A 24,921-nucleotide genomic window follows, 5' to 3' on the forward strand; every position below is an offset into this window, starting at 1 on the left:
AATAGCGAAATGACTGTTACGCCTAAAGACACTAAGAAGACCAAATAAAGCATCGGTATTATGTTTACTTGTACAAAGTCCGTGACTATTATTGCAACATTGTCATCCAGCCACCCAGCGCCCGATAAGGTAGCCCCCATGTCCCTGATCAACGAATACCGTGCAACAGAAGAAGCTATCAAAGAACTGCAAGCACGTTTGAAGAACCTGTCCCAGGACGACAAGCTGAAAGCCGAGCTGGAGTTCGAAGGCAAACTGCGCAACCTGATGGGCGAGTACTCCAAGTCCCTGCGCGACATCATCGCGCTGCTGGATCCGGAATCCAAAGTTAAAGCGCCGCGTGCCGCTGTAAAAACCACCGGTACCAAGCGTGCACGTAAAGTTAAACAGTACAAGAACCCGCACAACGGCGAAGTCATCGAAACCAAAGGCGGCAACCACAAGACCCTCAAAGAGTGGAAAGCCAAGTGGGGTGGCGACGTGGTTGAAGGCTGGTCAACCCTGCTGGGCTAAGGCTCGCAGACCAGCCAGCGGTCTTTTTGCTGCAACTAAAAACGCCAGATCACTGGCGTTTTTTTATGCCTGGCGCTCGCGTCGAACGCCGCCGGCAACTTTTTAAAGGCCCACTCGCAGGGCTAGATCGCGAACATGTTGCTGCCATTGCTCCAGCACCTGGCGTTGTCTCGGATCAGCACTTAACAGGGATTGCTCCAGAGCTTGCCGAAAACTTTCCAGGGTATTGGGCGCCCCCAGTTGCGGATCAAGCAAACGTTGCTGGCAGAATCCGCGCCAGCGCTCTTGCTCCTCCTTGCTCAATGTTTCCGCAAAGTTACGAGCACGGTAGCGGAACAGAAGTTCCGGCAGCCGCTCATCATCGAATTGCCATTCTTGCAGAGCCAAATGCTGCGGATCGGCCTGGCGCACTTGTTCACACAAGCGGCGGTCGCGATCTCCAATAAAGCCATCGTACAACTGCTGCTCCGGATCCTCGCTGGCAGCGAATTCATCAGGCCCGTAAATCAGCGAAAGTTTATCCTGCCAAACTTCCCGGGCCTCACTCAGACACAAAGCGCGGCGCTGGTATTCTTCCATATCCAAGTGCAAGCGCTGTTGATCTTCGACACGCAACACATTCAACGGCGCCACCACCGGGCAGCGATTGATATGGATGAGTTTCAACGGCACTGGCAACTCGCCTTCGGCCAGGTCTTCACGCCGGGTATACAGGCGCTGGCGCAACGTCTCGGCATCCAGGTCCAGAAGCCCTTGGGGATCCAGGTGCAGGTCGCAGACGATCAACGCATTGCGATTGCGCGGATGCCAGGCCAGGGGCAACACCACGCCGACATAATGCCGCGCGGCAGAGAAACGCCCGGAGATGTGCACCATCGGCTGCAACAGGCGGATCTGGTCCATCACCCGCTGTTTGCTGCGCAACTGGAACAACCATTCATAGAGCCTGGGCTGCTTGTCGCGGATCAGGCGCGCCAGGGCGATGGTCGCCCGCACATCGGACAAGGCCTCGTGGGCCTGGCCATGGTCGATGCCATTCTCTGCCGTCAAGCGCTCCAGCTTCAGCGTCACCTGGCCTTGCTCTTCGGGCCAGACGATCCCCTGGGGCCGTAGCGCATAGGCCGCCCGCACCACATCGATCAGGTCCCAGCGACTGTTGCCGCCCTGCCACTCCCGGGCATAGGGGTCGAAAAAATTCCGATACAGGCCGTAGCGAGTCATCTCGTCGTCGAAACGCAAGGTGTTGTAGCCCGCGCCGCAGGTTCCCGGGCGTGCCAGCTGCTGATGCACCCGGGTCATGAAGTCGGCCTCGCTCAACCCGCGCTCGGCCAGACGCTGCGGAGTGATGCCGGTAATCATGCAGGCTGCCGGGTGCGGCAGGATATCGTCGGCGGGCTGGCAATAGAGGTTGACCGGCTCGTCAATTTCATTGAGCGCCAGGTCGGTGCGAATGCCGGCCACTTGCAACGGACGGTCGTTGCGCGGGTTGATGCCAGTGGTTTCGTAGTCGTACCAAAAGAGGGAAGTCACGGCCTGTTCCTGAACTTGAAAACCGACGCAGTCTAGGCGCTTGCATAGCGCCAGGGCCAGCCGCATTGCCCCGCAGCCCTGCCGCGTAATGCTTTAATTCGCAGTTAATGATGTCGTTTGCCCCTCAGACACTGCTAGCATCGGCGCTGGATTTTTCTCCACCAGTCCAACCAGCCAGTTGCCCATGCCCGAAACACCAGCACCGCCAAGGAACGCATCGCTGCCCCCGCCATTGGATACGCGGTACCAGGTCGAAACCCCGGAGGGTATCGACCTGCCACTGCGACCGGCGGGACTGCTGGTCCGTGCCCTGGCCTATGGCCTGGACCTGGGCATCCGTGCCCTGGTCATGGGCGTGCTGTTCGTCGCCCTGGGCTTTTTCGGCGAGATCGGCATCGGCCTGGGTTCGATCCTGCTGTTCCTGATCAGTTGGTGGTACATGGTGCTGTTCGAGGTGCTGAACCAGGGCCGCTCCCCCGGCAAGCAGATGATGGGATTGCGGGTGGTACAGGACGATGGCACGCCGATCGGCTGGAGCGCTTCCCTGACCCGCAACCTGCTGCGCTTTGCCGACATGCTGCCGTTCGCTTACTTCCTCGGCGCCATCAGTTGCCTGCAGCACCCGGCCTTCAAGCGCCTGGGCGACCTGGCCGGCGGTACCCTGGTGATCTATCGCGAGCAGGCAGTCGAACGGCCGCCACTTCCCCCGGCCACGCCCCGCAGCGTGCCCTTCACCCTGAGCCTGGATGAACAGCGGGCGATCCTCGGTTTCGCCGAGCGCCAGGCCCAGCTGTCCGCTGAACGGACCCAGGAGCTGGCGGCCATCCTGGCCCAGCCGCTGCGCGTACCCACCGCCCAGGCCACTGCCGAACTCAACGGCATTGCCCGCGGTTTCCTGGGAGCGACATGAAGCAAAGTCTTTTCGAGAGCCGCCACCAGGCTCAATGGCAACACTTCGCACAACTGCTCGAGCAACTTGAACAAGGCCGGGCCAAGGCCGAGCAATGCCAGACCTTCGTCCAGGACTACCGGCGCCTGTGCCAGCACCTGGCCCTGGCCCAGGAGCGCGGCTACAGCAGCTACCTGATCGATCCGCTGCAACAGCTGGCGCTGCGCGGCCACCAGCAGCTATACCGTCGGCGCACCGCCATCAGTGCCAACGTACTGGGCTTCCTGCTGGCCGGCTTCCCGCGCCTGGTGCGCCAGGAGTGGCGCCTGGTAACGATCGCCAGCCTGCTGTTTTTCCTCAGCCTGCTGGGCATCGGCCTGCTGGTGTACCTGTATCCCGAGCTGGTCTACAGCCTGATCAGCCAGCAGCAGGTGAGCGAAATGCGCGGCATGTACGACCCGGCGGCCGGCCACCTGGGCCGCGCCGTCGAACGCGCCTCCAGCGAAGACTGGGTGATGTTCGGCTACTACATCATGCACAACATCGGCATCGCCTTTCAGACGTTCGCCAGCGGCCTGCTGTTCGGCCTGGGCAGCGTGTTCTTCCTGGTCTTCAATGGCCTGATCATCGGGGCCATCGCCGGCCACCTGACCCAAATCGGCTTCGGCCAGACCTTCTGGCCTTTCGTCATCGGCCATGGCGCCTTCGAGCTCACGGCCATCGCCCTGTCCGGTGCGGCAGGCCTGAAGCTGGGCTGGGCGCTGATCGCCCCTGGTCGCCTGTCTCGAGGCGAAGCCCTGTTGCAAGCGGCGCGAATCAGCGTGCAATTGGTCTATGGGGTGATCGTCTTCCTGTTGATCGCAGCCTTCATCGAGGCCTACTGGTCCTCGATGACCTGGCCCACGCCCTGGGTCAAGTACAGCGTCGGCGCGGCGCTGTGGGCCCTGGTCCTGTCCTACCTGGCCCTTGCCGGAAGAGTCCCCCATGCGCCTGAGTGATGCCAGCGTGGTGATCCGCCCGCGCAACGCCTGGGAAGCCATGGATCTGGGCCTGCTCCTGGGCCAGCGCCACCGGTGCTTGTTGATGACCAGCTGGGCCATCGTCAGCTTGCCGGTATTCGCCCTGCTGAGCCTGTTGCTCTGGGAGTGGCCATCCCTGGCATTGCTATTGTTCTGGTGGCTGAAGCCGGCCTTCGAGCGCCTGCCGCTGTTCATCCTGTCCAAGGCGCTGTTCGGCGATACCCCGAGCCTGGGCCAGGCTTTGCGGCAATGGCCACGCCTGCTCAAGCCGCAACTGCTGGCCAGCCTGACCTGGCGCCGCTTGAGCATGAGCCGCAGCTTCCTGATGCCGGTAATGCAACTCGAGGGGCTGAGCGGCGATGCCCGCCAGCAACGCCTGGGGGTCTTGCTGCAGCGCAATGCCGGGGCCGCACGCTGGCTGACAGTAATCGGGGTGCACCTGGAAAGCGCGCTGTGGATCGGCCTGATGGCGTTGTTCTACTTGCTGTTGCCGCAGCAAGTGGAACTGGACTGGAACTGGCAGACCCTGATCGTCGCCACCCAGCAGGACTGGTTATGGTTGGAACACCTGACCAACGCCTTCTATGCCCTGGTGCTGGTGGTCTGGGAGCCGCTCTACGTAGCCTGCGGCTTCAGCCTGTACCTCAACCGCCGCACCGAGCTGGAAGCCTGGGACATCGAACTGGTGTTCCGCCGCCTGCGCCAGCGCCTGGCCGGTGCCAGCGCCTTGCTGCTGGTACTGGGCGCGCTGTGGCTGGCACCCAGCCAGTCGCTCTGGGCCGCCCCCACCAGCAATGCCAGGCAGGCCGTGGCCGACCCCGAGAGTCCGCGCCTGCTGCAACAGCCGCTGACCAGCAAGGCGGCGCAAGACAGCATCAAGGGCATCCTGGAAAAGCCACCGTTCAAGAATCAGGAATCGGTGACCCGCTATCGCTTCGGCGAAGAGCAGCCACAGAAAAAGGACACCAAGGGCAAGCCACCGGGTTGGCTCAAGGATCTGCTGGAAGGCCTGGGCAAGAGCAACTTCAACGCCCTGGGCAAGGGCCTGGAGATATTGCTCTGGGGGCTGCTGCTGGGAGCGCTGGCCTGGTTGCTGTGGCGGTATCGCGACGGGTTGCGCACTTTCGTCGGCTGGCGCCCGCGGCCACGCAAGAAGCGTCCGCCAGCCATGCCCCAGCAACTGTTCGGCCTGGAGGTCGGCAGCCAGACCTTGCCGGATGATGTCGCGGCCCATGCCGCCGCGCTCTGGCCAAGCCAACCGCGCGAAGCCCTGGGCCTGCTCTACCGGGCCCTGCTCAGCCGCCTGCTGGAAGACTTCCACCTGTCTCTGGACGTCGGCGACACCGAAGGCCAGGTACTGGAACGGATCAAGGCCCTGCGGCACCCGCAACTGGAGAGCTTCAGCATCGAACTGACCCGGCATTGGCAGAACATGGCCTACGGGCACCAGGTCCCAGGCACCGAGGCGCAACCACGCCTGTGTGATGGCTGGCGCCAGCTCTTTGGCCCAGGAGCCACATCATGAGCCGTACCGTATGGGGCATCCTCGCCCTGCTGGTGCTCCTGGCGCTCGGCACCGCCGGCTACTACCTCTATCGCCATGCCACGCCCTACCAGGAGCTGGTGGATCACGGTCCGTCGCCGGAAGCCCTGGCCAACCCCTACCTGGCGGCGCAGATGTTCCTGCGCGAACGCGGCCTCAAGGTCGAACACGCCAATGGCCTGGAGGTGCTGGCGTCCCTCAAGCCTGCCGGCAATAGCCTGCTGATGCTCGGCGACCGTTCGAACATGAGCCCGCACCAGGCCGACCAGGTCCTGGACTGGGCCCGCGCCGGCGGGCACCTAGTGTTCGTCGCCGAAGCGCTGTGGGACGAGGAGACCGAGCAAAGCGGCGACCTGCTGCTGGACCGGGTCCAGGTGCAGCAGATGATGAGCGAGGACCTCGAGGAACCACCCGAGCCGGAAGCGGACGACGCCTATCCGAAGCTGACCAAGGTCCATGTCGAAGGCGAACGGGCCCCGGCCTACATCAGTTTCGATAACGCCTACCACCTCGAGGACCCACAAGGCCTGGCGCAGTCCTGGGCCAGCAGCGGCGTAGCCACCCATATGCTCCAGTTCGAGTACGGCAAGGGCAGCATCACCGTGCTGACCGACGCCGATATCTGGAAGAGCCCGGCCATCAGTCGCTACGACAACGCCTGGCTGTTGTGGTACCTGAACGCCGATACCGCAGTGACGTTGCTGTTCGATACCGACCATCCGAATCTCTGGCAGCTGTTGTGGAAGAACTTCCCCCAGGCGCTGGTAGCCCTCGGCATGCTCGTCGTCCTGTGGCTGTGGCACGCCGGCTTCCGCCAGGGACCGTTGCTGGCACCGACGCCCAAGGCCCGGCGCCAGTTGCTCGAGCACCTGCGCGCCAGTGCCGGTTTCATTCTCCGTCATGGTGGCCAGGGCCCCTTGTTGCACGCCCTGCAACTGGATATACGGCGCCGGGCCCGGCGCCGGCACCCTGGCTTCGAACAACTCGAGCCCGAAGCCCAGTGGGAAGTGCTCGCCCTGCTCAGCCAACAACCCGTGGAGGCGGTCAGGCAGGTACTGCAACCTCTATCCGGGCCACGCCTGTCCAGTACCGATTTCAGTCACCAGGTCGCCCGCCTGCAGACACTCAGGAATGCCTTGTGATCCGACAGGCGTGTGGGCGGCAGTATGAGTTCTTCCTGCAACAGCAAGCCTGGTCTATCGCGCAGGACTCTTGATAAACAGTTCACCTGCATGGCTCATGTGTGGGTCATTCAACATCCAAGGCACAAACTCCTGCCATCGCGCATAGAGCCATCCCGTCCCCTTTCGCTCAAGCCAACAAGCTGGCCACTGTCATGGCAATATCCTAGGGCAGCCTTAGTCTGCGAGAGACCATAACAATTGATGAGGCATAGGTACTAAATGAGCCTAGGCCAGGCTGGAACATCGCAACCTCCTGATATAGCCAAAAGAACCAATCACTGTCGCTGGATGTGCTAAAAACTATTGAGCCTCTGAATAATCGATCGAGGCTCTGTTATTTAGTGGCTCCCAAATCTGACGAATACCAGCGTTCCCTTCCTCAACATCCCTTCGCCATCACGCAACACCAGGTTGAAAAGCAGAGAATTATAACAAATCATTTACCAACGCTTATAGAAATACTCAGGCGAAGAGCATCACCGATGGGAACTATTGCTGGAAAACATCCCCACACGGCAAGTCGAATTCTTGAAATGACAAACAGGAGCTCAACTTATTTCAACCATCCACCCAGTCCCGTTAGCGTCTCCAGCGCCGATCCAAAATCCGACGACAGAAACCCCAACACTTCATCATTAATTCAATCACCGATAACCATGATTGAAAGGTGGCTGCTCTAAATGAATAGCATGACTGATGACAACACTCAGCTCTATCTCCCTTTCGACTTCAAGCCCCAGCACTCTCAAAAAAGCGATCTGCTTGGAAATACCTCATGGTTAAAGAAAATGCAGCTCATCGAAGACGCCAGGTTTGCCGAAACCGTCGCACACACCGCTTCGCAGTATATACGCCTCATACACCCCAATATCGACAACAAGTTCATCAATGTCGTCTTTGACTTGGCATCATGGGTATTGGTCATAGACGATATAATTGAAAGCAGCGCATCCACTAACACGACCGACCGCACGATCGGAATTCTCAGCACCATTAAATTTATATGCGAGTTCGATCACGAGCAAAACCCAAGACTGGATGACCAGCATCCCGCGATAAAATCTTTTATCGACATAAGGCAAAGATTCATGCAGCAACTACCCGCCAAGAACCACATACACCTGATGCACGCCGTGAGCAATCAAATGTCCGGATTCATCTGGGAGATATGCAGTGATCAGGCAAAAGCGGGCATCCCTCTTAATACATACTGCGCAATTAGGGCCTCAAGTTTTGGCGCGCAAGTCTTTTATTCACTCTTTCTTGCACTCAATAGCGTCTCGATTAACGAAACGATTGAAACGAAAAATGAATTTATAAAAATGAAGAACTGCATATTCCTTGCTGCGGGCATCGACAACGACCTTTACTCCTACGAAAAAGAACACACCAGCGACAGCAGGGCTTTCAACATCATCGACGTCATTCAGCAAGAACTAGATATCGACCTGCACACCTCGATCAGAAAAACCATCAACCTAAGAAACATGCTAATCAATCGATACATCATCTTGAACGACTCGTTGGCAAACGAGACAGGAACAAGAGACCGAGCAGTCCACCTTGAAGAACTGCTCGCCAGAAACATACACTTCGGAAGAACCAGCGAGCGCTATAGAAAAAACACCTATAGCGCAACAGAAGACGACAACCTCTTCTTTTCTGCCTCCTACCGTTTCAATACAACCAACACCTTTGAAAACAAGGAGATAAAAGACATTCTCGAATTAACCCCTTTAATATCAAGTTTGTGGCATGACGCTACGACAAGGTCTGCTAACCAGCTGGATTGACTCTGCCGACATGGATGGTGACATCCATTATCGCAGCCGCGGCGTTATAGGCTGCTTCAGGCTTCCGAAACTTATCCGGTTCTCCTGCCGACAACCAGGAAGTCGTCGCGTCGCATGCCAAGATCGAAAACTCGTCTCGATCAAAAGCGCTGATGCGAGCAGTTCCCTGTGATCAAGACCAGGATGGCAGGCTTTGATGCAATCACGCTGACTGCATGGATAGAATGCGCATGGCTTGTCAGCCTCCAAGCCGGCCTGTAGGACACAAGCGCGAGAAATTTTGGTTATGCGCCTGTGTCACGGGCGCTAATAACTAACCGTCAGTAAGGTTGCCTAATCGATGAGTGAACAATCCGCGGAACCACTTGCCTGCGCCGAGCCATCCCTGGCCGCAGCGGCCCAGCAGCGGCAACGGGCCAGCCAGTTGGCCCAGGCCGTGCGCCAGGAACTGCAGAAGGCCGTGATCGGCCAGCACGCGGTGATCGACGATGTGCTGACGGCGCTGATCGCCGGGGGCCACGTGCTGCTCGAGGGTGTCCCAGGCCTGGGCAAGACCCTGCTGGTACGTGCCCTGGCCCGCTGTTTCGACGGTGATTTCGCGCGCATCCAGTTCACCCCTGACCTGATGCCCAGCGACGTCACCGGCCATGCGGTGTATGACCTTGCCAGCGAACAATTCAAACTGCGCAAGGGGCCGCTGTTCACCAACCTGCTGCTGGCCGACGAGATCAACCGCGCGCCGGCCAAGACCCAGGCCGCCCTTCTCGAAGCCATGCAGGAACGCCAGGTGACCCTCGAAGGCCGGGCGCTGCCCATCGCCCAGCCGTTCATGGTCCTGGCCACCCAGAACCCCATCGAGCAGGAGGGGACTTATCCGCTGCCCGAGGCCGAGCTGGATCGCTTCATGCTCAAGCTGCGCATGGACTATCCGGACACCGCCCAGGAGCTGGAAATGGTCCGCCAGGTGGCGCGCTCGACCCGCGCCGACATGCTCGATGTACAGCCCCTGCGCACCGTGCTGCAGGCCGAGGACGTGCAGGAACTGCAACGCATCGCCAGCGAACTGCCGCTGGACGACCAGGTCCTCGACTACGCCGTGCGCCTGGCCCGGGCTACCCGCAGTTGGCCGGGCCTGACCCTCGGCGCCGGCCCGCGGGCGTCCATCGCCCTGGTACGTGGCGGTCGGGCCCGGGCGTTGCTGCGCGGTGGCGACTTCGTGATTCCCGACGACATCAAGGGCTGCGCCATGGCCGTATTGCGCCATCGGGTGCGTGTCGCCCCGGAACTGGACATCGAGGGCCTGTCGGTGGAACAGGTGCTCCGGCAGATGCTCGAGCAAATTCCGGCACCGCGCCTGTGAGCGACCAACGGCGATGAAACCGACCCGTCTGCTGCTGATCTGGCTCGGCGTCCTGGCCGGCCTGGGTACCGTTCTCGGAACAGTCCGGGCCCTGGGCGTGGAGATCGCCCCGCGCCTGGACTCGATCGCCTGGGGCCTGGTGCTGGCGCTGTCGTTGCTGGCCTTGCTCGACGCCCTGCGCGCCTGGCGCCTGCCTGCGCCGCAGGTACGCCGGCATCTGCCCGGCAGCCTGCCCCTGGGACGCTGGAGCGAAGTGCAACTGGAGATCCGCCACGCTTACGGGCAGGCGCTGGATGTGCAGTTGTTCGATCATCCGCCCCAGGGCCTGGCTTTCGAGCACCTGCCGCAGTTGGCCAGCCTCGAGCCCGGCCACGCCAGCCGCGTGAGCTACAACGTGCGCCCATTGCTGCGGGGCCGCTTCGATTTCGAACGGTGCGCCGTCAGCTTGCCCAGCCCCCTCGGCCTGTGGCAAGTCCGGCACCTGGTAGCGACCCAGGACAGCACTCGGGTCTACCCGGACTTCGCCCGCCTCTACGGCGGCCAGTTGCTGGCGGTGGACAACTGGCTCAGCCAGCTCGGGGTACGCCAGCGGCAACGCCGGGGCCTGGGCCTGGAGTTCAACCAGCTACGGGAATTTCGCGAGGGCGACAGCCTGCGCCAGATCGACTGGAAGGCCACCGCTCGCCAACGCACGCCGATCGCCCGGGAATACCAGGATGAACGCGACCAGCAGATCATCTTCATGCTCGATGGCGGACGCCGCATGCGCAGCCAGGACGATGAGCTGGCGCACTTCGACCACGCCCTCAACGCCTGCCTGCTGCTGAGCTACGTGGCCCTGCGCCAGGGAGATGCAGTGGGCTTGTGCAGCTTCGCCGCCAATCCGTCACGCTACCTGGCACCGGTCAAGGGACCGGCCCAGCTCAGCGTGTTGCTCAACGGCGTCTACGACCTGCAGAGCAGCCAGCGCCCCGCCGACTACCAGGCCGCGGCCAGCGAGCTGCTGGCCCGGCAGAAGCGCCGCGCGCTGGTGGTGCTGGTCACTAACCTGCGGGACGAGGACGACCAGGAACTGCTCACGGCGGTCAAGCGCATCGGGCGCCAGCATCGGGTGCTGGTAGCCAGCCTGCGCGAAGAAGTGCTCGACCAGGTGCGTCAGACGCCGGTGCAGACCCTCTCCGAGGCGCTGACCTACAGCGCCACGGTCCACTACCTCAACAGCCGCGCCGAGCTCCACGAGCGCCTGGGCGCCCACGGCATCAGCCTGCTCGACGTCCGCCCGGGAGAATTGGGCGCCGAGCTGGTAAGCCGTTATCTGAACTGGAAGAAAGCAGGCAGCCTGTAGCGGCTGCCCGGGGAATCAGGCCGAGGCCTGCAATGGGTAGAAGCTGAAGTAATGCCGCAGGGCCTGCTCCAGCTCGGCCAGCTCCGGTGAAGCACGCTGCAGGCTGAAGCCACTGTCGTAGTGATGCGGCGTGAGGTCCTCGTGGCACCAGAGGCAACGGGCGCTGAAATCCACCAATTGCAACTGGCCTTCGCCCGCGGGCACCTTGACCCGCAACTCGAACTCGCCACCGACCAACATCGGCAATTGGCTGATCAGCATCAGCCCATCGGCCGAGAGATTGCCGAGGAACCCGACGGGCTGGTCGGTGAACCGGTTGAAGACCTTTAAAAAAGACGGCAGCTGCTGCCGTTCGATCCGACGTTCCGTGAACATGCTGGGTATCGCTATGCAAAGGCCATTAAGCATGACCGCGCTAGTGCTTCGGAACGGCCCGATACTGGCTCGCCCTCCCGGCCAGCTAGGCGAGCAACGTCGCCATAGGGCTCCATGCCCCCGCCCCCGGAGAAGATCGGGGGGCAGTCTTCGAACCGCACCTGCAGAAGCTACATCTGCAGGGCCGCATATGCGAATGTTAGCTCAAGCACCCGGGGCGATGGCAATGCCCCAAGAGGATCTCACAAGGCGGTGCGACGAACCTGGGCAGCGCCGTTGGCTGGGTAGTGCCCCAGTTGCTGCAAGGTGTCCAGGCGCGCCCGGGCACGGTAGGCATATTCGCTGGTGGGGTACTGGGTGATGATGAACTGGTAGGTCTGGGCAGCGTCGACGAACAGCTTCTGGCGCTCCAGGCATTGGCCACGCAGCATCGACACTTCCGGCTGGATATAGCGCCGCGCACGGCTGGCGCGATCGACCTGGCTCAGCTCGAGCATCACTCGCTCGCAACTGCCGGCGTCATAGGCGCGGTAGGCGTTGTTCAGATGGTGGTCCATGGACCAGCGGGTACAGCCGACAACACTGACGGCCAGGGCAGCAATGAGTACGAATCGCATGGGGTATCTCCTGTCTTGTGCAGTGTATCGACTCATTGGCGAAAATCTTCAAGGTTGTCGCTGCAAACAAACAAAGCCTTTAAGTAGTGCAAACGAACAATGACTACAACTTCGGAGCATAGTAGCCTCTCGTTGCGCTTGAATTCAGGAGTCCGTGCATGTCCGTTCGTCGTACCAAAATCGTCGCCACCCTTGGCCCGGCCAGTAACTCGCCGGAAGTTCTCGAACAACTGATTCTCGCAGGCGTGGATGTCGCACGTCTGAACTTCTCCCACGGTACTCCCGCCGAGCACAAGGCCCGCGCCCAACTGGTCCGCGACCTGGCCGCCAAGCATGGACGCTTCGTGGCGATCCTGGGCGACCTGCAGGGCCCGAAGATCCGCATCGCCAAGTTCACCAACAAGCGCATCGAATTGAAGATCGGTGACAAGTTCATCTTCTCCACCAGTCACCCGCTGACCGAAGGCACCCAGGAAATCGTCGGCATCGACTATCCGGACCTGGTCAAGGACTGTGGCGTCGGCGACGAACTGCTGCTGGACGACGGCCGCGTGGTGATGCGCGTGGAAACCGCCACCGCCACCGAACTGCATTGCGTGGTGACCGTCGGCGGTCCGCTGTCGGACCACAAGGGCATCAACCGGCGCGGCGGAGGCCTGACCGCCCCGGCCCTGACCGACAAGGACAAGGCCGACATCAAGCTGGCGGCCGAGATGCAGGTCGACTACCTGGCCGTGTCCTTCCCCCGTGATGCCTCCGACATGGAATATGCACGCCAGCTGCGCGACGAAGCCGGCGCTACAGCCTGGCTGGTGGCCAAGATCGAGCGCGCCGAAGCCGTGGCCGACGACGAGACCCTCGATGGCCTGATCAAGGCCAGCGATGCAGTGATGGTCGCCCGTGGCGACCTGGGCGTGGAAATCGGCGATGCCGAGCTGGTGGGCATCCAGAAGAAAATCATCCTGCACGCCCGCCGTCACAACAAGGCGGTGATCGTGGCGACCCAGATGATGGAGTCGATGATCCAGAACCCGATGCCGACCCGTGCCGAAGTATCCGACGTGGCCAACGCCGTGCTCGACTACACCGACGCGGTCATGCTTTCGGCGGAAAGCGCCGCCGGTTCCTACCCGCTCGAAGCGGTCCAGGCCATGGCGCGGGTCTGCGTCGGTGCGGAAAAGCACCCGACCAGCAAGACCTCCAGCCACCGCATGGGCAACGTGTTCGAAAGCTGCGACCAGAGCATCGCCCTGGCTGCCATGTACACCGCCAACCACTTCCCCGGCGTGAAGGCGATCATCGCCCTGACCGAGAGCGGCTACACCCCGTTGATCATGTCGCGGATCCGCTCCTCGGTACCGATCTACGCCTACTCCCCGCATCGCGAGACCCAGGCCCGGGCCGCCATGTTCCGTGGCGTCTACACCATTCCGTTCGACCCGGCATCGCTGCCGCCGGAGCAGGTCAGCCAGGCCGCCATCGACGAGTTGCTCAAGCGTGGCGTCGTGGAAAAAGGCGACTGGGTGATCCTCACCAAGGGCGATAGCTACCACACCACCGGTGGCACCAACGGCATGAAGATCCTGCACGTTGGCGATCCGGTAGTCTGACTCAGGCTCCGCGCGAGACAAAAAAGCCCCGGCGTGAACACGCCGGGGCTTTTTCATGTGCGCACGTTTTTTTTCGCGTAGCGCCAGTTCCGTTCCTCAGCTCTTGGCGAGGAACCCGGACAAGGCGGCGATCGCTTCCGGTGAACGCAGGCGCTGGGTGAACAGCTTGCCCTCCTCCTCGATGACCCGGCGCAGCAGCTCACGATCCGCGGCCTTCATCAGTTGCTTGCTGACCTGCACAGCTCCCGGCGCCAGCTGGCTGAAACGCAAAGCCGCTTCCCGGGCCTTGGCCAGGGTCGCCGCGCCGCTTTCCAAGGCAGCGGTGGCGACGCCCCAGGCGGCTGCCTGCTCACCGGAAAAACCCTCGCCCAGCAACAGCAGCTCGGCGGCCCTGGCCTGGCCCAACAGCCGCGGCAGGATCAGGCTCGAGCCGAACTCCGGACACAACCCGAGGTTGACGAACGGCATGCGCAGGCGCGCGTCACGACTGACGTAGACCAGATCGCAATGCAGCAGCAATGTGGTGCCGATGCCCACCGCCGGGCCGGCCACCGCTGCCACCACCGGCTTGCGGCACTCCAGCAGGCTGCGCATGAAGTGGAACACCGGGCTATCCAGGTCGGTAGGCGGTTGCTGGAGAAAGTCGGCGATGTCATTGCCGGCAGTGAAGCACTCGTTGCTTCCGCAGATCAGCAGCGCGTTGATTTCAGGGTCGGCATCGGCCTCGACCAGGACCTCGGCCAGGCGGCTGTACATGGCGCGGGTCAGGGCATTCTTCTTGTCGGGGCGGTTCAGGCGCAGGGTCAGCAGCCCGCCCTCGCGTTGCAGCTCGATGGCATCGGTCATGGGGATCTCGCTCTGGGGAAATCAGCACTCAACCACGGGGCAGGAACACATCGGCCAGCAGTTGGTTGCGCGGCAACCCAGCCAGGTAGAGGCGCCTGGCGAAGGCTTCGACACTGTCAGGGTGACCGCAGAGTAAGGCCTGGGTTTGCCGGGAAACAAGCCGCAATTGCGCCAGGAACGACGCCAGCTGCGCCCCCTCCAGTAGCTCCACGGTCAGTTGGGGGCGGTTGGCCGCCAGTGCCGCCAGGGGTTTGGCCAGGTAGTGCTCGCTCGCATCATGGGCCACGTGAATGACCCGGATGGGGCCCTGGTGATCCTGGCGCAAGGCCTCGCGCAGCACCCCGAACAACGGTGCCAGGCCGGTTCCCGCGGCCAGCAGCCAGAGCGGCCGCTGCTGCCAGTCCGGATCGTAATGCAGGGCGCCGCCGCGCAACTCCCCCAGGCGCAGCGGATCGCCCACTTGCAACTGGCGGGCCGCGTCGCTGAACTGCCCCGGATGACGGCAATCGAGATGGAACTCCAGGAAGCGGTCATCCTCGGGCAGGCTGGCCAGGGAGTATGGCCGGGCGATCCGGCTGGCGGTCCACAGCACCAGGTGCTGGCCGGCCTGGTAGCGCAGCGGCCGCCCGGGTTGCAAGCGCAGGCGCAGGACCGTGGTGGACAGCCAATCGATACCTATGACGGTGGCAGGCAAGCCGTCCCGCAAAGGATCGAAGGTCTCCACCTGAAGGTCCTCTATCACCTGGCATTGGCAGGCCAGGCGCCAGCCCAGCTGCCGCTGCTGGTTGCTCAAGGCATCGGGCCGGCTGTCGGCGGGCAAGCCCTGGACGCAGTGCACCAGGCAGGCATGGCAGCTCCCGGCCCGACAGCTGTAGGGTACGGCCACCCCGGCCTGGTTCAACGCATCCAGCAGATTACTGCCAGGCGCCACCTGCCAGCGCAGGTCGCCCACGGTCAATTCAGGCATCGAGTGTTTCCCAGGCTGCACAGCAGCGATTGCGCCCATCGCGCTTGGCCCGATACAGCGCCTGGTCGGCGCGCTGCAAGCCGTTATCCAGCTCGTCGCCGGCCCGCAACAGGGTCATGCCTGCCGACAGGCTGAGATCGGGGATGTCCAGGCCCACCAGTTGCACTTGCATGAAGGCCAGGCGCAGGCGCTCGCAACAGGAAGTCAGGCGCTCGGCATCGCATTCGGGCAGCAGCACCACGAACTCTTCGCCGCCATAACGCGCCAGCACATCGCCGTCCCGCAGGCAGGCGGTGGCCACCGCGGAAAACGCCTGCAGCACCTGGTCGCCCGCCGCATGGCCATGGATGTCGTTGATGCGCTTGAAATGATCCAGGTCGATCAGCGCCAGCCCGTGGACCTGCTGCCGGTCCATGGCCTGTAGCTCACGGCCGGCGAGACGCAGGAAGTGCCGGCGGTTGAACAAGCCGGTCAGTTCGTCGGTGGCCACCAGGTCCTCGAGCTGGCGCATCATGCCGCGCAGGGTGTCCTGGTGGGCCTGCAAGGCGAACCGGCGCTGGCGCATCCGTGAGCGCGAGGCCTGGACATAGGCGGCGTACAGGCACAACCACACCAGCATCACCAGCAGTACGCAGACCTGCAGCGCCGCCAGTTGCGGGTCGTCGAGGGCAAAGCGATAGCCGTCCCAGAGATTGACCCCGGCAAAGCAGAAGAAGATCAGCGCCGCGCAACGCAGGTAGGCCCGGCTCGACAAATGGAACAGGCCGAACAGCAGCGGCAGCACATAGAACACCAGGAAGGCGCCCCGGGCCTGGTCGAGCAAGGCGACCAGCCAGGTCTGCCAGGCGATGCCCAGGACCACCTGGACCTCGGTCAGGCTGGGATCGGCCAGGCGCAGGTTGCGCCCGCTGAGGAATACCCAGCACAGCAATCCCTGGCTGGCCAGGACCAGGGCCGTGCCCAACAGCGCACTGCCGGTGGATGCCCGGTAGTGTCCCGTGAGAACGGCCAGCCAGAACAGCAGCAGGATCAGTCCGTAGGTGCCCGCAGCGATGGTGAAGCGCTTGAATAACAAGCTCTGGATGGCTTTATGGGTCAATCGTTGACTCACCGTGAGATAAAGAGGCTCTAGAGTTTCCTACTCTGCAGGCCACTCGCCACTTTAGTGCCGCGCCCGGCAAATGACTATGCAAATTTCCGGCAGTCCTCCGAGCGGTCATCACGCCCCAAAGGCCAGAACAGTGCCCGTGCGCCAGGCGACTTTCGTTTGCCTGCCTGGCGGGTGTGCCCAGCCCGCAGGCGCGGTATACTGCCGCGCCTTTTTAGTGTCGCGCCAGTTGCCTGTCCGGCGTGCCTAAGGTTCTGCACGACAACTCGCCTCGCCTGTTTTCAACGCCGCAGGGTCAGCGCGCAGGCCGTTTTCGTACATGACCCGGAAGGTGCCTGCAACCGACCGATCCACCCAAGCTGCAGTCACCTTATTAAATGTTCCCGTCTTTTAGAGGAGCGCGACTCATGACCGTGATCAAGCAAGACGACCTGATTCAGAGCGTTGCCGACGCCCTGCAGTTCATTTCCTACTACCACCCCGTGGACTTCATCCAGGCGATGCACGAGGCCTACCTGCGCGAAGAATCGCCAGCGGCCCGCGACTCCATGGCACAGATCCTGATCAACTCGCGCATGTGCGCCACCGGCCACCGGCCGATCTGCCAGGACACCGGCATCGTCACCGTATTCGTGCGCGTAGGCATGGACGTACGCTGGGACGGCGCCACCATGAGCCTGGACGACATGATCAACGAGGGCGTGCGTCGCGCCTACAACCTGCCGGAAAACGTCTTGCGCGCCTCGATCCTGGCCGACCCGGCCGGTGCCCGCAAGAACACCAAGGACAACACCCCGGCGGTGATCCACTACTCCATCGTTCCCGGCAACACCGTGGAAGTGGACGTGGCAGCCAAGGGCGGCGGCTCCGAGAACAAATCGAAGATGGCCATGCTCAACCCTTCCGACTCGATCGTCGACTGGGTCCTCAAGACCGTGCCGACCATGGGCGCCGGCTGGTGCCCGCCCGGCATGCTCGGCATCGGCATCGGCGGTACCGCCGAGAAGGCCGCGGTGATGGCCAAGGAAGTGTTGATGGAATCCATCGACATCCATGAACTCAAGGCCCGTGGCCCGCAGAACCGCATCGAGGAACTGCGCCTGGAGCTGTTCGAGAAGGTCAACCAGCTGGGCATCGGCGCCCAGGGCCTGGGTGGCCTGACCACCGTGCTCGACGTGAAGATCATGGACTACCCGACCCACGCCGCTTCGCTGCCGGTGTGCATGATCCCCAACTGCGCCGCCACCCGCCACGCGCACTTCGTGCTCGACGGCTCGGGCCCGGCCGCCCTGGAGGCGCCGCCTCTGGACGCCTACCCGGAAATCGTCTGGGAAGCCGGCCCATCGGCCCGTCGCGTCAACCTCGACACCCTGACTCCGGAAGAAGTGCAAAGCTGGAAGCCGGGCGAGACCGTCCTGCTCAACGGCAAGATGCTCACCGGCCGCGATGCCGCGCACAAGCGCATGGTCGAGATGCTCAACCGTGGCGAACAGCTACCGGTGGACCTCAAGGGTCGCTTCATCTACTACGTCGGCCCGGTGGATCCGGTCGGTGACGAAGTGGTGGGCCCAGCCGGTCCGACCACCGCCACCCGCATGGACAAGTTCACCCGCCAGATCCTCGAGCAAACCGGCCTGCTGGGCATGATCGGCAAGTCCGAGCGCGGCCCGACCGCCATCGACGCGATCAAGGACAGCAAGGCCGTGTACCTGATGGCCGTCGGTGGCGCCGCCTACCTGGTGGCCCAGGCGATCAAGAAGTCCAAGGTCCTGGCCTTCGCCGAGCTGGGCATGGAAGCGATCTACGAGTTCGAGGTCAAGGACATGCCCGTCACCGTCGCCGTGGACAGCAAGGGCGAGTCGGTACATATCACCGGTCCCGCCATCTGGCAGAAAAAGATCAGTGACAGCCTGGCAGTAGAAGTGCAATAAGCCTTCCCGGCCTGGCTAGAGCGGCGGCGCTGTTGATCCAACGGCCCGCCGCTTTTTTGTGCCGCGCCCCTTGCCGACACTGTCCGCGATCAACGTTCCACCCGGCGCTCATGCTATCGTTCCCGCCCCCCTTGCAGCCTGCCCCGACCCATGGCCCAGATCTCACGCTCCCTTCGCCTGACGCTCTACATCCTGGTGATTATCGCTGGCACCGTCGTCAGCGCCGGCCTGGCCATGCGCCACGCCGAACGCCAGACCCTGGTGGAGGAAGCCGCACGTGCCAATGAGCAATTGGGACTGTATGCCAACTCCCTGCACACCCTGATCGAACGTTATCGGGCACTGCCGGCGGTGCTGGCCCTGGACCCGGAGTTGCGCGCGGCACTCCAGGGACCGGTGACGCCCGAAACCCAGGACGCGCTGAACCGCAAGCTGGAGAAGATCAACGGCGCCGCCCGTTCCTCGACCCTGGAACTGCTCAACCATGACGGCCTGGCCGTGGCCGCCAGCAACTGGCGCCTGCCCAGCAGCTACGTCGGCCACAACTACGGTTTCCGTCCCTACTTCAAGCAGACCCGCAGCCAGGGCAGCGGGCGCTTCTATGCCATCGGCGTGACCAGCGGCATCCCCGGGTATTTCCTCTCCAGCGCGGTCAAGGCCGACAACGACGAGTTCCTCGGGGCCATGGTGGTCAAGCTGGAGTTTCCCGAGCTGGAACATGAATGGAGCCAGGGCAGCGATACCCTGCTGGTAACCGATGCCCGCGGCATCGTGTTCATCGCCAACCAGCCGGGCTGGCGCTACCGCCACCTGCAGCCGCTGTCGGCCAACGACCTGGAAGAGATCCGCTTGACCCGCCAGTACGACAAGCAACTGCTGGTGCCCCTGCAACATACCCAGCTGCAGCAGATTGACGACGGCAGCCAGTTGATCCGCGTCCAGGACGACCAGGGCGCGACCAATTACCTCTGGGAATCCCTGCCGCTGTCCGCCGAGGGCTGGACCCTGCACCTGCTGCGCAAGCCGCCCACTGCCTTCGAGGAAAGCCGCAACGCCGGCCTCGCCGCCGGTGGCGCCTGGCTGGCCCTGGTGTTCCTGCTGCTATTCCTCAACCAGCGCTGGCGCCTGGGCAAGATCCGCCAACGCAATCGCCAGGAGCTGGAACAACTGGTGGAGGAGCGCACCCGCGACCTGCGCACCGCCCAGGAAGGCCTGGTGCAATCGGCCAAGCTCGCGGCCCTGGGGCAGATGTCCGCAGCCCTGGCCCATGAAATCAACCAGCCCCTGACCACCCAGCGCATGCAGTTGGCCACCTTGCGACTGCTGCTGGAGCACGGCCGGGTAGACGAAGCCTACAAGGCCCTGCGGCCGCTGGACGACATGCTGACCCGCATGGCCGCCCTGACCAGCCACCTCAAGACCTTCGCCCGCAAGAGCCCCAGCGGCCTGCGCGAACGCCTGGACCTGGCCGCGGTGGTGGACCAGTCCCTGCAACTGCTCGAAGCACGGCTGCGCACGGAGAACATCCAGGTCATGCTGCAAGTGGCTCGCCCCGCCTGGGTCCGCGGTGATGCCATCCGCCTGGAGCAGGTCTTGATCAACCTGCTGCGCAACGCCCTGGACGCCATGCTGGACAAGCCCCACAAACACCTGCAGATCAGCCTCGAGGCCGAGGACCAGCTCTGGCAGTTGCGCGTGGCCGATACCGGCGGCGGGATCGCCGACGAGCATCTGCTGAGCGTGTTCGATCCGTTCTTCACCACCAAGCCGGTGGGCGACGGCCTCGGGCTCGGGCTGGCGGTATCCTACGCCATCGTCCATGAACTGGGCGGCCGCCTGAGCGTCGCCAACCAGGACCAGGGCGCAGTGTTCACCCTGAGCCTGCCCATCGACCTGGAGGCACATATCCAATGCTGAACTCCGTGCTGGTGGTGGACGACGAAGCCAGCATCCGCAGCGCCGTGGAGCAGTGGCTGAGCCTGTCGGGCTTCGAGGTGCAACTGTTCAGCCGGGCCGAGGAATGCCTGGCGCGACTGCCACGGGACTTTCCCGGGGTGATCCTCAGCGATGTGCGCATGCCCGGCATCAGCGGCCTGGAACTGCTGGCCCAGGTCCAGCGCCTGGACCCGGACCTGCCGGTGATCCTCCTGACCGGCCATGGCGACGTGCCGATGGCGGTGGAGGCCATGCGCGATGGCGCCTATGACTTCCTGGAAAAACCCTTCAGCCCCGAGATCCTGCTCAGCAGCCTACGCCGGGCCCTGGACAAGCGCCGGCTGGTGCTGGAGAACCGCCGCCTGCACCAGCAGGCCGATAGCCGCGCCAGGCTCGACGCCACCTTGCTCGGCGTCTCCCAAGCCTTGCAGACCCTGCGCCGCCAGGTGCTGGAGCTGGCCCCGCTGCCGGTGAACGTACTGGTGCGGGGCGAAACCGGTAGCGGCAAGGAGCTGATCGCCCGCTGCCTGCATGACTTCGGACCGCGGGCCGACAAGCCCTTCGTCGCCCTCAATTGCGCGGCGATTCCCGAACAACTGTTCGAGGCCGAGCTGTTCGGCCACGAAAGCGGCGCCTTCACCGGTGCCCAGGGCAAGCGCATCGGCAAGCTGGAATATGCCAACGGCGGCACCCTGTTCCTCGACGAGATCGAAAGCATGCCCCTGGCCCAGCAGGTCAAGCTACTGCGGGTGCTGCAGGAACAGAAGCTCGAACGCCTGGGCTCCAACCAGAGCATCAGCGTCGACCTGCGGATCATCGCCGCCACCAAGCCCGACTTGCTGGAAGAGGCCCGGGCCGGGCGTTTTCGCGAAGACCTGGCCTACCGCCTGACCGTTGCCGAACTGCGCCTGCCGCCATTGCGCGAACGCCGCGAGGACATCCCCCTGCTCTACGAGCATTTCGCCCGCCAGGCCGGACAGCGCCTGGGCCGCCAGGTGATGGCGCTGGACGGTCCACAGCTGGCCCGCCTGTTCAGCCATGACTGGCCCGGCAACGTGCGCGAGCTGGCCAATGCCGCCGAGCGCCAAGTGCTGGGGCTGCAAGAGCAGCAGGCCGAACCGCTCGCCGTCGGCCAATCCCTCGCCGCCCAGCAAGAGGCCTTCGAAGCCCAGTGCCTGCGTGCCGCCCTGGCCCGGCACAAGGGCGAGATCAAAGCGGTGCTCCACGAACTGCAACTGCCGCGCCGCACGCTGAACGAAAAGATGCAGCGCCATGGCCTGAGCCGGGAAATGTTCGTCAAGGGCAGTTGAAAATCCTGAGGGCCGCAAGGCATGCATCTGGCCCTTGGCGGCGCCCCTTCCTAGGCAATTTCCCGCTCATAGCCCTCCCCGCGATAAGCGGATTTCCGCTTATCGATTCATCAAGACCCTTCTAGACCGGGCTTCTGCCTCTTGGCACAGCTCCTGCTATAGCCCTGGCAGGCTGCGTTTGCGCGCACTCCACAACAACAATGAATAGAAGGTTCGTGATGGATATTTCCAATACCCTGCCTGCCGGGTCGGCCGCCATGCCCGCCCAGGACAAGACCACCGCCAGCCGCTTGAAATCGATTTTCAGCGGCTCGATCGGCAACATGGTCGAGTGGTACGACTGGTACGTCTACGCCGCATTCTCGCTGTACTTCGCCAAGGTCTTCTTCCCCAAGGGCGACACCACTGCCCAACTGCTCAATACCGCCGCGATCTTCGCCGTGGGCTTCCTGATGCGCCCGATCGGCGGCTGGTTGATGGGGCTCTACGCCGACCGCAAGGGGCGCAAGGCCGCCTTGATGGCCTCGGTGCTGCTGATGTGCGCAGGCTCCCTGATCATCGCCCTGACTCCGGGCTACGAGACCATCGGCGTTGGCGCGCCGATCCTGCTGGTGCTGGCGCGACTGATGCAGGGCTTGTCGGTGGGCGGTGAATACGGCACCTCGGCCACCTACCTCAGCGAGATGGCGACCAAGCAAAGCCGTGGTTTCTTCTCCAGCTTCCAGTACGTCACCCTGATCTCCGGCCAGCTCATCGCCCTGGCGGTGCTGATCGTCCTGCAGAACCTGCTGACCACCGAAGAACTGCAGTCCTGGGGCTGGCGGATTCCGTTCGCCATCGGCGCCCTCTGCGCCGTGGTGGCGCTGTACCTGCGCCGTGGCATGGAGGAAACCGAGTCCTTCGCCAAGAAGAAGGAAAAACCCAAGGAAAGCCTGATGCGCACCCTGCTGCGTCATCCCAAGGAACTGCTGACCGTGGTTGGCCTGACCATGGGCGGCACCCTGGCCTTCTACACCTACACCACCTACATGCAGAAGTACCTGGTGAACACCGTCGGCATGAGCATTTCCGACTCCACCACCATTTCCGCGGCGACCCTGTTCCTGTTCATGTGCCTGCAACCGGTGATCGGCGGCCTGTCGGACAAGATCGGCCGACGCCCGATCCTGATCGCCTTCGGTGTGCTCGGCACCCTGTTCACGGTGCCGATCCTCAGCACCTTGCATAGCATCCAGACCTGGTGGGGCGCGTTCTTCCTGATCATGGCGGCCCTGATCATCGTCAGTGGCTACACCTCGATCAACGCGGTGGTGAAGGCCGAGCTGTTCCCGACCGAGATCCGCGCCCTGGGCGTGGGCCTGCCCTATGCCCTGACCGTCTCGCTATTCGGCGGTACCGCGGAATACATCGCCCTGTGGTTCAAGAGCATCGGCATGGAAACCGGCTACTACTGGTACGTCACCGCCTGCATCGCCTGCTCGTTGCTGGTCTACGCGACCATGAAGGACACCGGCAAGCACTCGCGGATCGAAACCGACTGACAAGACCAAGCGCCCGGGTGCAAGGCCCGGGCGCTTGGTTCGACCCATCCAGGCCTCAAGACAGTTGCGCGGCGCCCTGGCGCGAGTCGCGCTTCTGCGCCCAGCAGGCCCCGACGACCAGCACCAGCAGGATTCCCGCCAAGACCGCCGACGAGCCGACGGTGCCGAAGTCCAGCCCGCCCTTTTCATGGGACTTGGTCAGGAAATCGCCCAAGGTCGCACCGAACGGCCGGGTCAGCACGAACGCCACCCAGAACAGCAGGACCGGCGACAGCCTGGTGCAATACTTGAGCACCACTACGAGGGCAATGGCCGAGCCGATCAGCAACGCTCCACCGGCAAAGCCCAGGCCCGAGTCGTCCGCCAGGAAATCACCGAGCGCGGTGCCCAGGGTGTTGGAAAACAGGATCGCCAGCCAATAGAACAGCTCGCCACGAAAACCCTGGACCCGGTTCACGTTCAACGACTCGCCGCTCATGCGCCAGGCGGCGAAGATCACCAGCAAGATAGCGATCAAGATCAGCGACCCGCTGGCGTAGCCCAGGCCCAGGGTGCGGTCCATGAAATCGGACATGGTAGTGCCCGCGGTACTGGTGGAGAGAATCACCAGCCAATACAGCACCGGGTTGTAGGCCTTGGAAAACAGCTGGGTGACCAGCGTCAGCAGGAACAGGCTGATGAGGATCATCGAGCTGATGGCGTAGCCGACATCGAGGGTCATCGACAGCAAATCACCGGCGGTTTCGCCCAGGGTCGTCGCACAGATTTTCATGACCCAGAAGGCCAGGGTGATCTGGGGAAGTTTGTTCATTCGGTAGGGAGCTCCAAGGGTCGCATTCGAGATGGCCTGTCTTGGTATGCAGGCTTGCGTGGAGGCTGAACGGCGGCGAGTGAAAAATCGGTAGGGCGCGGATGAAAAAACCGTTGACCGGCATTTTTTGGTTCATGACGGCTCAATCAACGATCAGTTAACCCGAGGTGTCCAGCCTGTCAGCGGAGTAAACCCGAATCCATCCAGAAGCCTGATGCCCCTTATAGGCAGGTGGGCACAGACCGCTCAAATATCGATTTAACTGATTATTTAAAGCATATATTTGCGATTTTCAATCGACTTCATCGGAGTAGGATTCATCCCAAGCCCACCACCAACGCCCCACCCCATCCGGAGTCGCCATCATGAAAAAACAACTGATCCTGGCCCTGACCCTGTCGGTACTGGCTGCCCATTCCTTCGCTGCCGATGGCTACGACCGCACCGGTTCCGCCACCTTCGCCGCCGATGGCTACGACCACACCGGTTCCGCCACCTTCGCCGCCGACGGCTACGACCGCACCGGTTCCGCCACCTTCGCCGCCGATGGCTATGACCGCACCGGTTCCGCCACCTTCGCCGCCGATGGCTATGACCGCACCGGTTCCGCCAACATCGGCTGATCGTTCTTCTGGACAGTACAGCCCGGCACTTGCGCCGGGCTCGATCTTTTCAGGGCGCGAATCCTGCACGG

General features: G+C 62.9%; 21 protein-coding genes. 14 read left to right on the forward strand and 7 right to left on the reverse strand.

Annotation, left to right across the window (positions count from 1 at the left end):
- Positions 1–138: 138 nt before the first annotated feature.
- Positions 139–513, forward strand: a complete 375-nt coding sequence (gene mvaT, locus H7A76_RS10545) for a histone-like nucleoid-structuring protein MvaT (protein WP_185698424.1) — start codon at positions 139–141, stop codon at positions 511–513.
- A 102-nt stretch (positions 514–615) separates the two neighbouring features.
- On the opposite strand, the gene sbcB is transcribed toward mvaT, so the two are convergent.
- Positions 616–2,043, reverse strand: coding sequence for an exodeoxyribonuclease I (gene sbcB / locus H7A76_RS10550; RefSeq protein WP_185698425.1), 1,428 nt, complete (start codon positions 2,041–2,043; stop codon positions 616–618).
- A gap of 184 nt (positions 2,044–2,227) precedes the next feature.
- Here sbcB and H7A76_RS10555 point away from each other — a divergent pair, with 184 nt between their 5' ends.
- From H7A76_RS10555 to H7A76_RS10585, 7 genes are all read left to right on the forward strand, one after another.
- Entirely contained in the window at positions 2,228–2,953 is a 726-nt protein-coding gene (locus tag H7A76_RS10555; protein WP_185698426.1) for an RDD family protein, read from the forward strand.
- Complete coding sequence (locus tag H7A76_RS10560) at positions 2,950–3,930, forward strand: stage II sporulation protein M (protein WP_185698427.1); 981 nt, start codon at positions 2,950–2,952, stop codon at positions 3,928–3,930. The genes H7A76_RS10555 and H7A76_RS10560 overlap by 4 nt, the downstream gene beginning before the upstream one ends.
- A complete protein-coding gene (locus tag H7A76_RS10565) occupies positions 3,917–5,476 on the forward strand; it encodes a DUF4129 domain-containing protein (RefSeq protein WP_185698428.1) in 1,560 nt (519 codons plus the stop codon). Before H7A76_RS10560 ends, H7A76_RS10565 begins: the two co-directional genes overlap by 14 nt.
- Positions 5,473–6,636 (forward strand): DUF4350 domain-containing protein, encoded by a 1,164-nt coding sequence (locus H7A76_RS10570; protein ID WP_185698429.1) that lies wholly within the window; start codon positions 5,473–5,475, stop codon positions 6,634–6,636. The genes H7A76_RS10565 and H7A76_RS10570 overlap by 4 nt, the downstream gene beginning before the upstream one ends.
- Positions 6,637–7,367: 731 nt before the next feature.
- Positions 7,368–8,471 (forward strand): terpene synthase family protein, encoded by a 1,104-nt coding sequence (locus H7A76_RS10575; RefSeq protein WP_185698430.1) that lies wholly within the window; start codon positions 7,368–7,370, stop codon positions 8,469–8,471.
- Between the two features lie 340 nt (positions 8,472–8,811).
- Complete coding sequence (locus H7A76_RS10580) at positions 8,812–9,831, forward strand: MoxR family ATPase (protein WP_185698431.1); 1,020 nt, start codon at positions 8,812–8,814, stop codon at positions 9,829–9,831.
- Positions 9,832–9,844: 13 nt separating this feature from the next.
- Positions 9,845–11,176: a DUF58 domain-containing protein gene (locus H7A76_RS10585; protein ID WP_185698432.1), complete on the forward strand. Its 1,332-nt coding sequence runs from the start codon at positions 9,845–9,847 to the stop codon at positions 11,174–11,176.
- 15 nt (positions 11,177–11,191) lie between these two features.
- On the opposite strand, the gene H7A76_RS10590 is transcribed toward H7A76_RS10585, so the two are convergent.
- Both H7A76_RS10590 and H7A76_RS10595 read right to left on the reverse strand, forming a co-directional pair.
- Complete coding sequence (locus H7A76_RS10590) at positions 11,192–11,551, reverse strand: PilZ domain-containing protein (RefSeq protein ID WP_185698433.1); 360 nt, start codon at positions 11,549–11,551, stop codon at positions 11,192–11,194.
- Positions 11,552–11,793: 242 nt separating this feature from the next.
- Positions 11,794–12,168 carry a tetratricopeptide repeat protein gene (locus H7A76_RS10595; RefSeq protein ID WP_185698434.1) on the reverse strand — a complete coding sequence of 125 codons (375 nt, stop codon included), beginning with the start codon at positions 12,166–12,168 and terminating at the stop codon, positions 11,794–11,796.
- 158 nt (positions 12,169–12,326) lie between these two features.
- Here H7A76_RS10595 and pyk point away from each other — a divergent pair, with 158 nt between their 5' ends.
- The gene (pyk, locus tag H7A76_RS10600; RefSeq protein ID WP_185698435.1) at positions 12,327–13,778 is read left to right on the forward strand and encodes a pyruvate kinase; all 1,452 of its coding nucleotides are present in this window, start codon (positions 12,327–12,329) and stop codon (positions 13,776–13,778) included.
- A gap of 96 nt (positions 13,779–13,874) precedes the next feature.
- Here pyk and H7A76_RS10605 read toward each other — a convergent pair whose 3' ends face one another.
- From H7A76_RS10605 to H7A76_RS10615, 3 genes are read right to left on the reverse strand one after another with little or no spacing between them, the layout of a single operon-like run.
- Positions 13,875–14,624 carry an enoyl-CoA hydratase-related protein gene (locus tag H7A76_RS10605; protein ID WP_185698436.1) on the reverse strand — a complete coding sequence of 250 codons (750 nt, stop codon included), beginning with the start codon at positions 14,622–14,624 and terminating at the stop codon, positions 13,875–13,877.
- Positions 14,625–14,652: 28 nt separating this feature from the next.
- Positions 14,653–15,591, reverse strand: coding sequence for an iron-sulfur-binding ferredoxin reductase (locus H7A76_RS10610; protein ID WP_185698437.1), 939 nt, complete (start codon positions 15,589–15,591; stop codon positions 14,653–14,655).
- Positions 15,584–16,690 (reverse strand): diguanylate cyclase, encoded by a 1,107-nt coding sequence (locus H7A76_RS10615; RefSeq protein ID WP_185698438.1) that lies wholly within the window; start codon positions 16,688–16,690, stop codon positions 15,584–15,586. The genes H7A76_RS10610 and H7A76_RS10615 overlap by 8 nt, the downstream gene beginning before the upstream one ends.
- Before the next feature lie 416 nt (positions 16,691–17,106).
- On the opposite strand from H7A76_RS10615, the gene H7A76_RS10620 reads away from it, so the two are divergent.
- The 4 genes from H7A76_RS10620 (at position 17,107) to H7A76_RS10635 (ending at position 23,416) form a co-directional block, all read left to right on the forward strand.
- Positions 17,107–18,630 (forward strand): fumarate hydratase, encoded by a 1,524-nt coding sequence (locus tag H7A76_RS10620; RefSeq protein ID WP_185698439.1) that lies wholly within the window; start codon positions 17,107–17,109, stop codon positions 18,628–18,630.
- A 150-nt stretch (positions 18,631–18,780) separates the two neighbouring features.
- The gene (locus tag H7A76_RS10625; RefSeq protein WP_185698440.1) at positions 18,781–20,547 is read left to right on the forward strand and encodes an ATP-binding protein; all 1,767 of its coding nucleotides are present in this window, start codon (positions 18,781–18,783) and stop codon (positions 20,545–20,547) included.
- Positions 20,541–21,875 (forward strand): sigma-54 dependent transcriptional regulator, encoded by a 1,335-nt coding sequence (locus H7A76_RS10630; protein WP_185698441.1) that lies wholly within the window; start codon positions 20,541–20,543, stop codon positions 21,873–21,875. The genes H7A76_RS10625 and H7A76_RS10630 overlap by 7 nt, the downstream gene beginning before the upstream one ends.
- Before the next feature lie 218 nt (positions 21,876–22,093).
- Positions 22,094–23,416 carry an MFS transporter gene (locus H7A76_RS10635; RefSeq protein WP_185698442.1) on the forward strand — a complete coding sequence of 441 codons (1,323 nt, stop codon included), beginning with the start codon at positions 22,094–22,096 and terminating at the stop codon, positions 23,414–23,416.
- A 55-nt stretch (positions 23,417–23,471) separates the two neighbouring features.
- On the opposite strand, the gene H7A76_RS10640 is transcribed toward H7A76_RS10635, so the two are convergent.
- A complete protein-coding gene (locus tag H7A76_RS10640; RefSeq protein WP_185698443.1) occupies positions 23,472–24,227 on the reverse strand; it encodes a hypothetical protein in 756 nt (251 codons plus the stop codon).
- A gap of 365 nt (positions 24,228–24,592) precedes the next feature.
- On the opposite strand from H7A76_RS10640, the gene H7A76_RS10645 reads away from it, so the two are divergent.
- The gene (locus tag H7A76_RS10645; RefSeq protein WP_185698444.1) at positions 24,593–24,850 is read left to right on the forward strand and encodes a hypothetical protein; all 258 of its coding nucleotides are present in this window, start codon (positions 24,593–24,595) and stop codon (positions 24,848–24,850) included.
- Positions 24,851–24,921: the final 71 nt, after the last annotated feature.

The organism is Pseudomonas sp. MSSRFD41 (assembly GCF_014230245.1).
Lineage (GTDB): Bacteria > Pseudomonadota > Gammaproteobacteria > Pseudomonadales > Pseudomonadaceae > Aquipseudomonas > Aquipseudomonas piscis.

Excerpts from the sequence above, each read along its gene's own strand:
- mvaT (WP_185698424.1), top strand. The coding sequence starts at position 139 with ATGTCCCTGATCAACGAATACCGTGCAACAGAAGAAGCTATCAAAGAA.
- H7A76_RS10555 (WP_185698426.1), top strand. The coding sequence starts at position 2,228 with ATGCCCGAAACACCAGCACCGCCAAGGAACGCATCGCTGCCCCCGCCA.
- H7A76_RS10560 (WP_185698427.1), top strand. The coding sequence starts at position 2,950 with ATGAAGCAAAGTCTTTTCGAGAGCCGCCACCAGGCTCAATGGCAACAC.
- H7A76_RS10565 (WP_185698428.1), top strand. The coding sequence starts at position 3,917 with ATGCGCCTGAGTGATGCCAGCGTGGTGATCCGCCCGCGCAACGCCTGG.
- H7A76_RS10570 (WP_185698429.1), top strand. The coding sequence starts at position 5,473 with ATGAGCCGTACCGTATGGGGCATCCTCGCCCTGCTGGTGCTCCTGGCG.
- H7A76_RS10575 (WP_185698430.1), top strand. The coding sequence starts at position 7,368 with ATGACTGATGACAACACTCAGCTCTATCTCCCTTTCGACTTCAAGCCC.
- H7A76_RS10580 (WP_185698431.1), top strand. The coding sequence starts at position 8,812 with ATGAGTGAACAATCCGCGGAACCACTTGCCTGCGCCGAGCCATCCCTG.
- H7A76_RS10585 (WP_185698432.1), top strand. The coding sequence starts at position 9,845 with ATGAAACCGACCCGTCTGCTGCTGATCTGGCTCGGCGTCCTGGCCGGC.
- H7A76_RS10590 (WP_185698433.1), bottom strand. The coding sequence starts at position 11,551 with ATGTTCACGGAACGTCGGATCGAACGGCAGCAGCTGCCGTCTTTTTTA.
- H7A76_RS10595 (WP_185698434.1), bottom strand. The coding sequence starts at position 12,168 with ATGCGATTCGTACTCATTGCTGCCCTGGCCGTCAGTGTTGTCGGCTGT.
- pyk (WP_185698435.1), top strand. The coding sequence starts at position 12,327 with ATGTCCGTTCGTCGTACCAAAATCGTCGCCACCCTTGGCCCGGCCAGT.
- H7A76_RS10605 (WP_185698436.1), bottom strand. The coding sequence starts at position 14,624 with ATGACCGATGCCATCGAGCTGCAACGCGAGGGCGGGCTGCTGACCCTG.
- H7A76_RS10610 (WP_185698437.1), bottom strand. The coding sequence starts at position 15,591 with ATGCCTGAATTGACCGTGGGCGACCTGCGCTGGCAGGTGGCGCCTGGC.
- H7A76_RS10620 (WP_185698439.1), top strand. The coding sequence starts at position 17,107 with ATGACCGTGATCAAGCAAGACGACCTGATTCAGAGCGTTGCCGACGCC.
- H7A76_RS10625 (WP_185698440.1), top strand. The coding sequence starts at position 18,781 with ATGGCCCAGATCTCACGCTCCCTTCGCCTGACGCTCTACATCCTGGTG.
- H7A76_RS10630 (WP_185698441.1), top strand. The coding sequence starts at position 20,541 with ATGCTGAACTCCGTGCTGGTGGTGGACGACGAAGCCAGCATCCGCAGC.
- H7A76_RS10635 (WP_185698442.1), top strand. The coding sequence starts at position 22,094 with ATGGATATTTCCAATACCCTGCCTGCCGGGTCGGCCGCCATGCCCGCC.
- H7A76_RS10640 (WP_185698443.1), bottom strand. The coding sequence starts at position 24,227 with ATGAACAAACTTCCCCAGATCACCCTGGCCTTCTGGGTCATGAAAATC.
- H7A76_RS10645 (WP_185698444.1), top strand. The coding sequence starts at position 24,593 with ATGAAAAAACAACTGATCCTGGCCCTGACCCTGTCGGTACTGGCTGCC.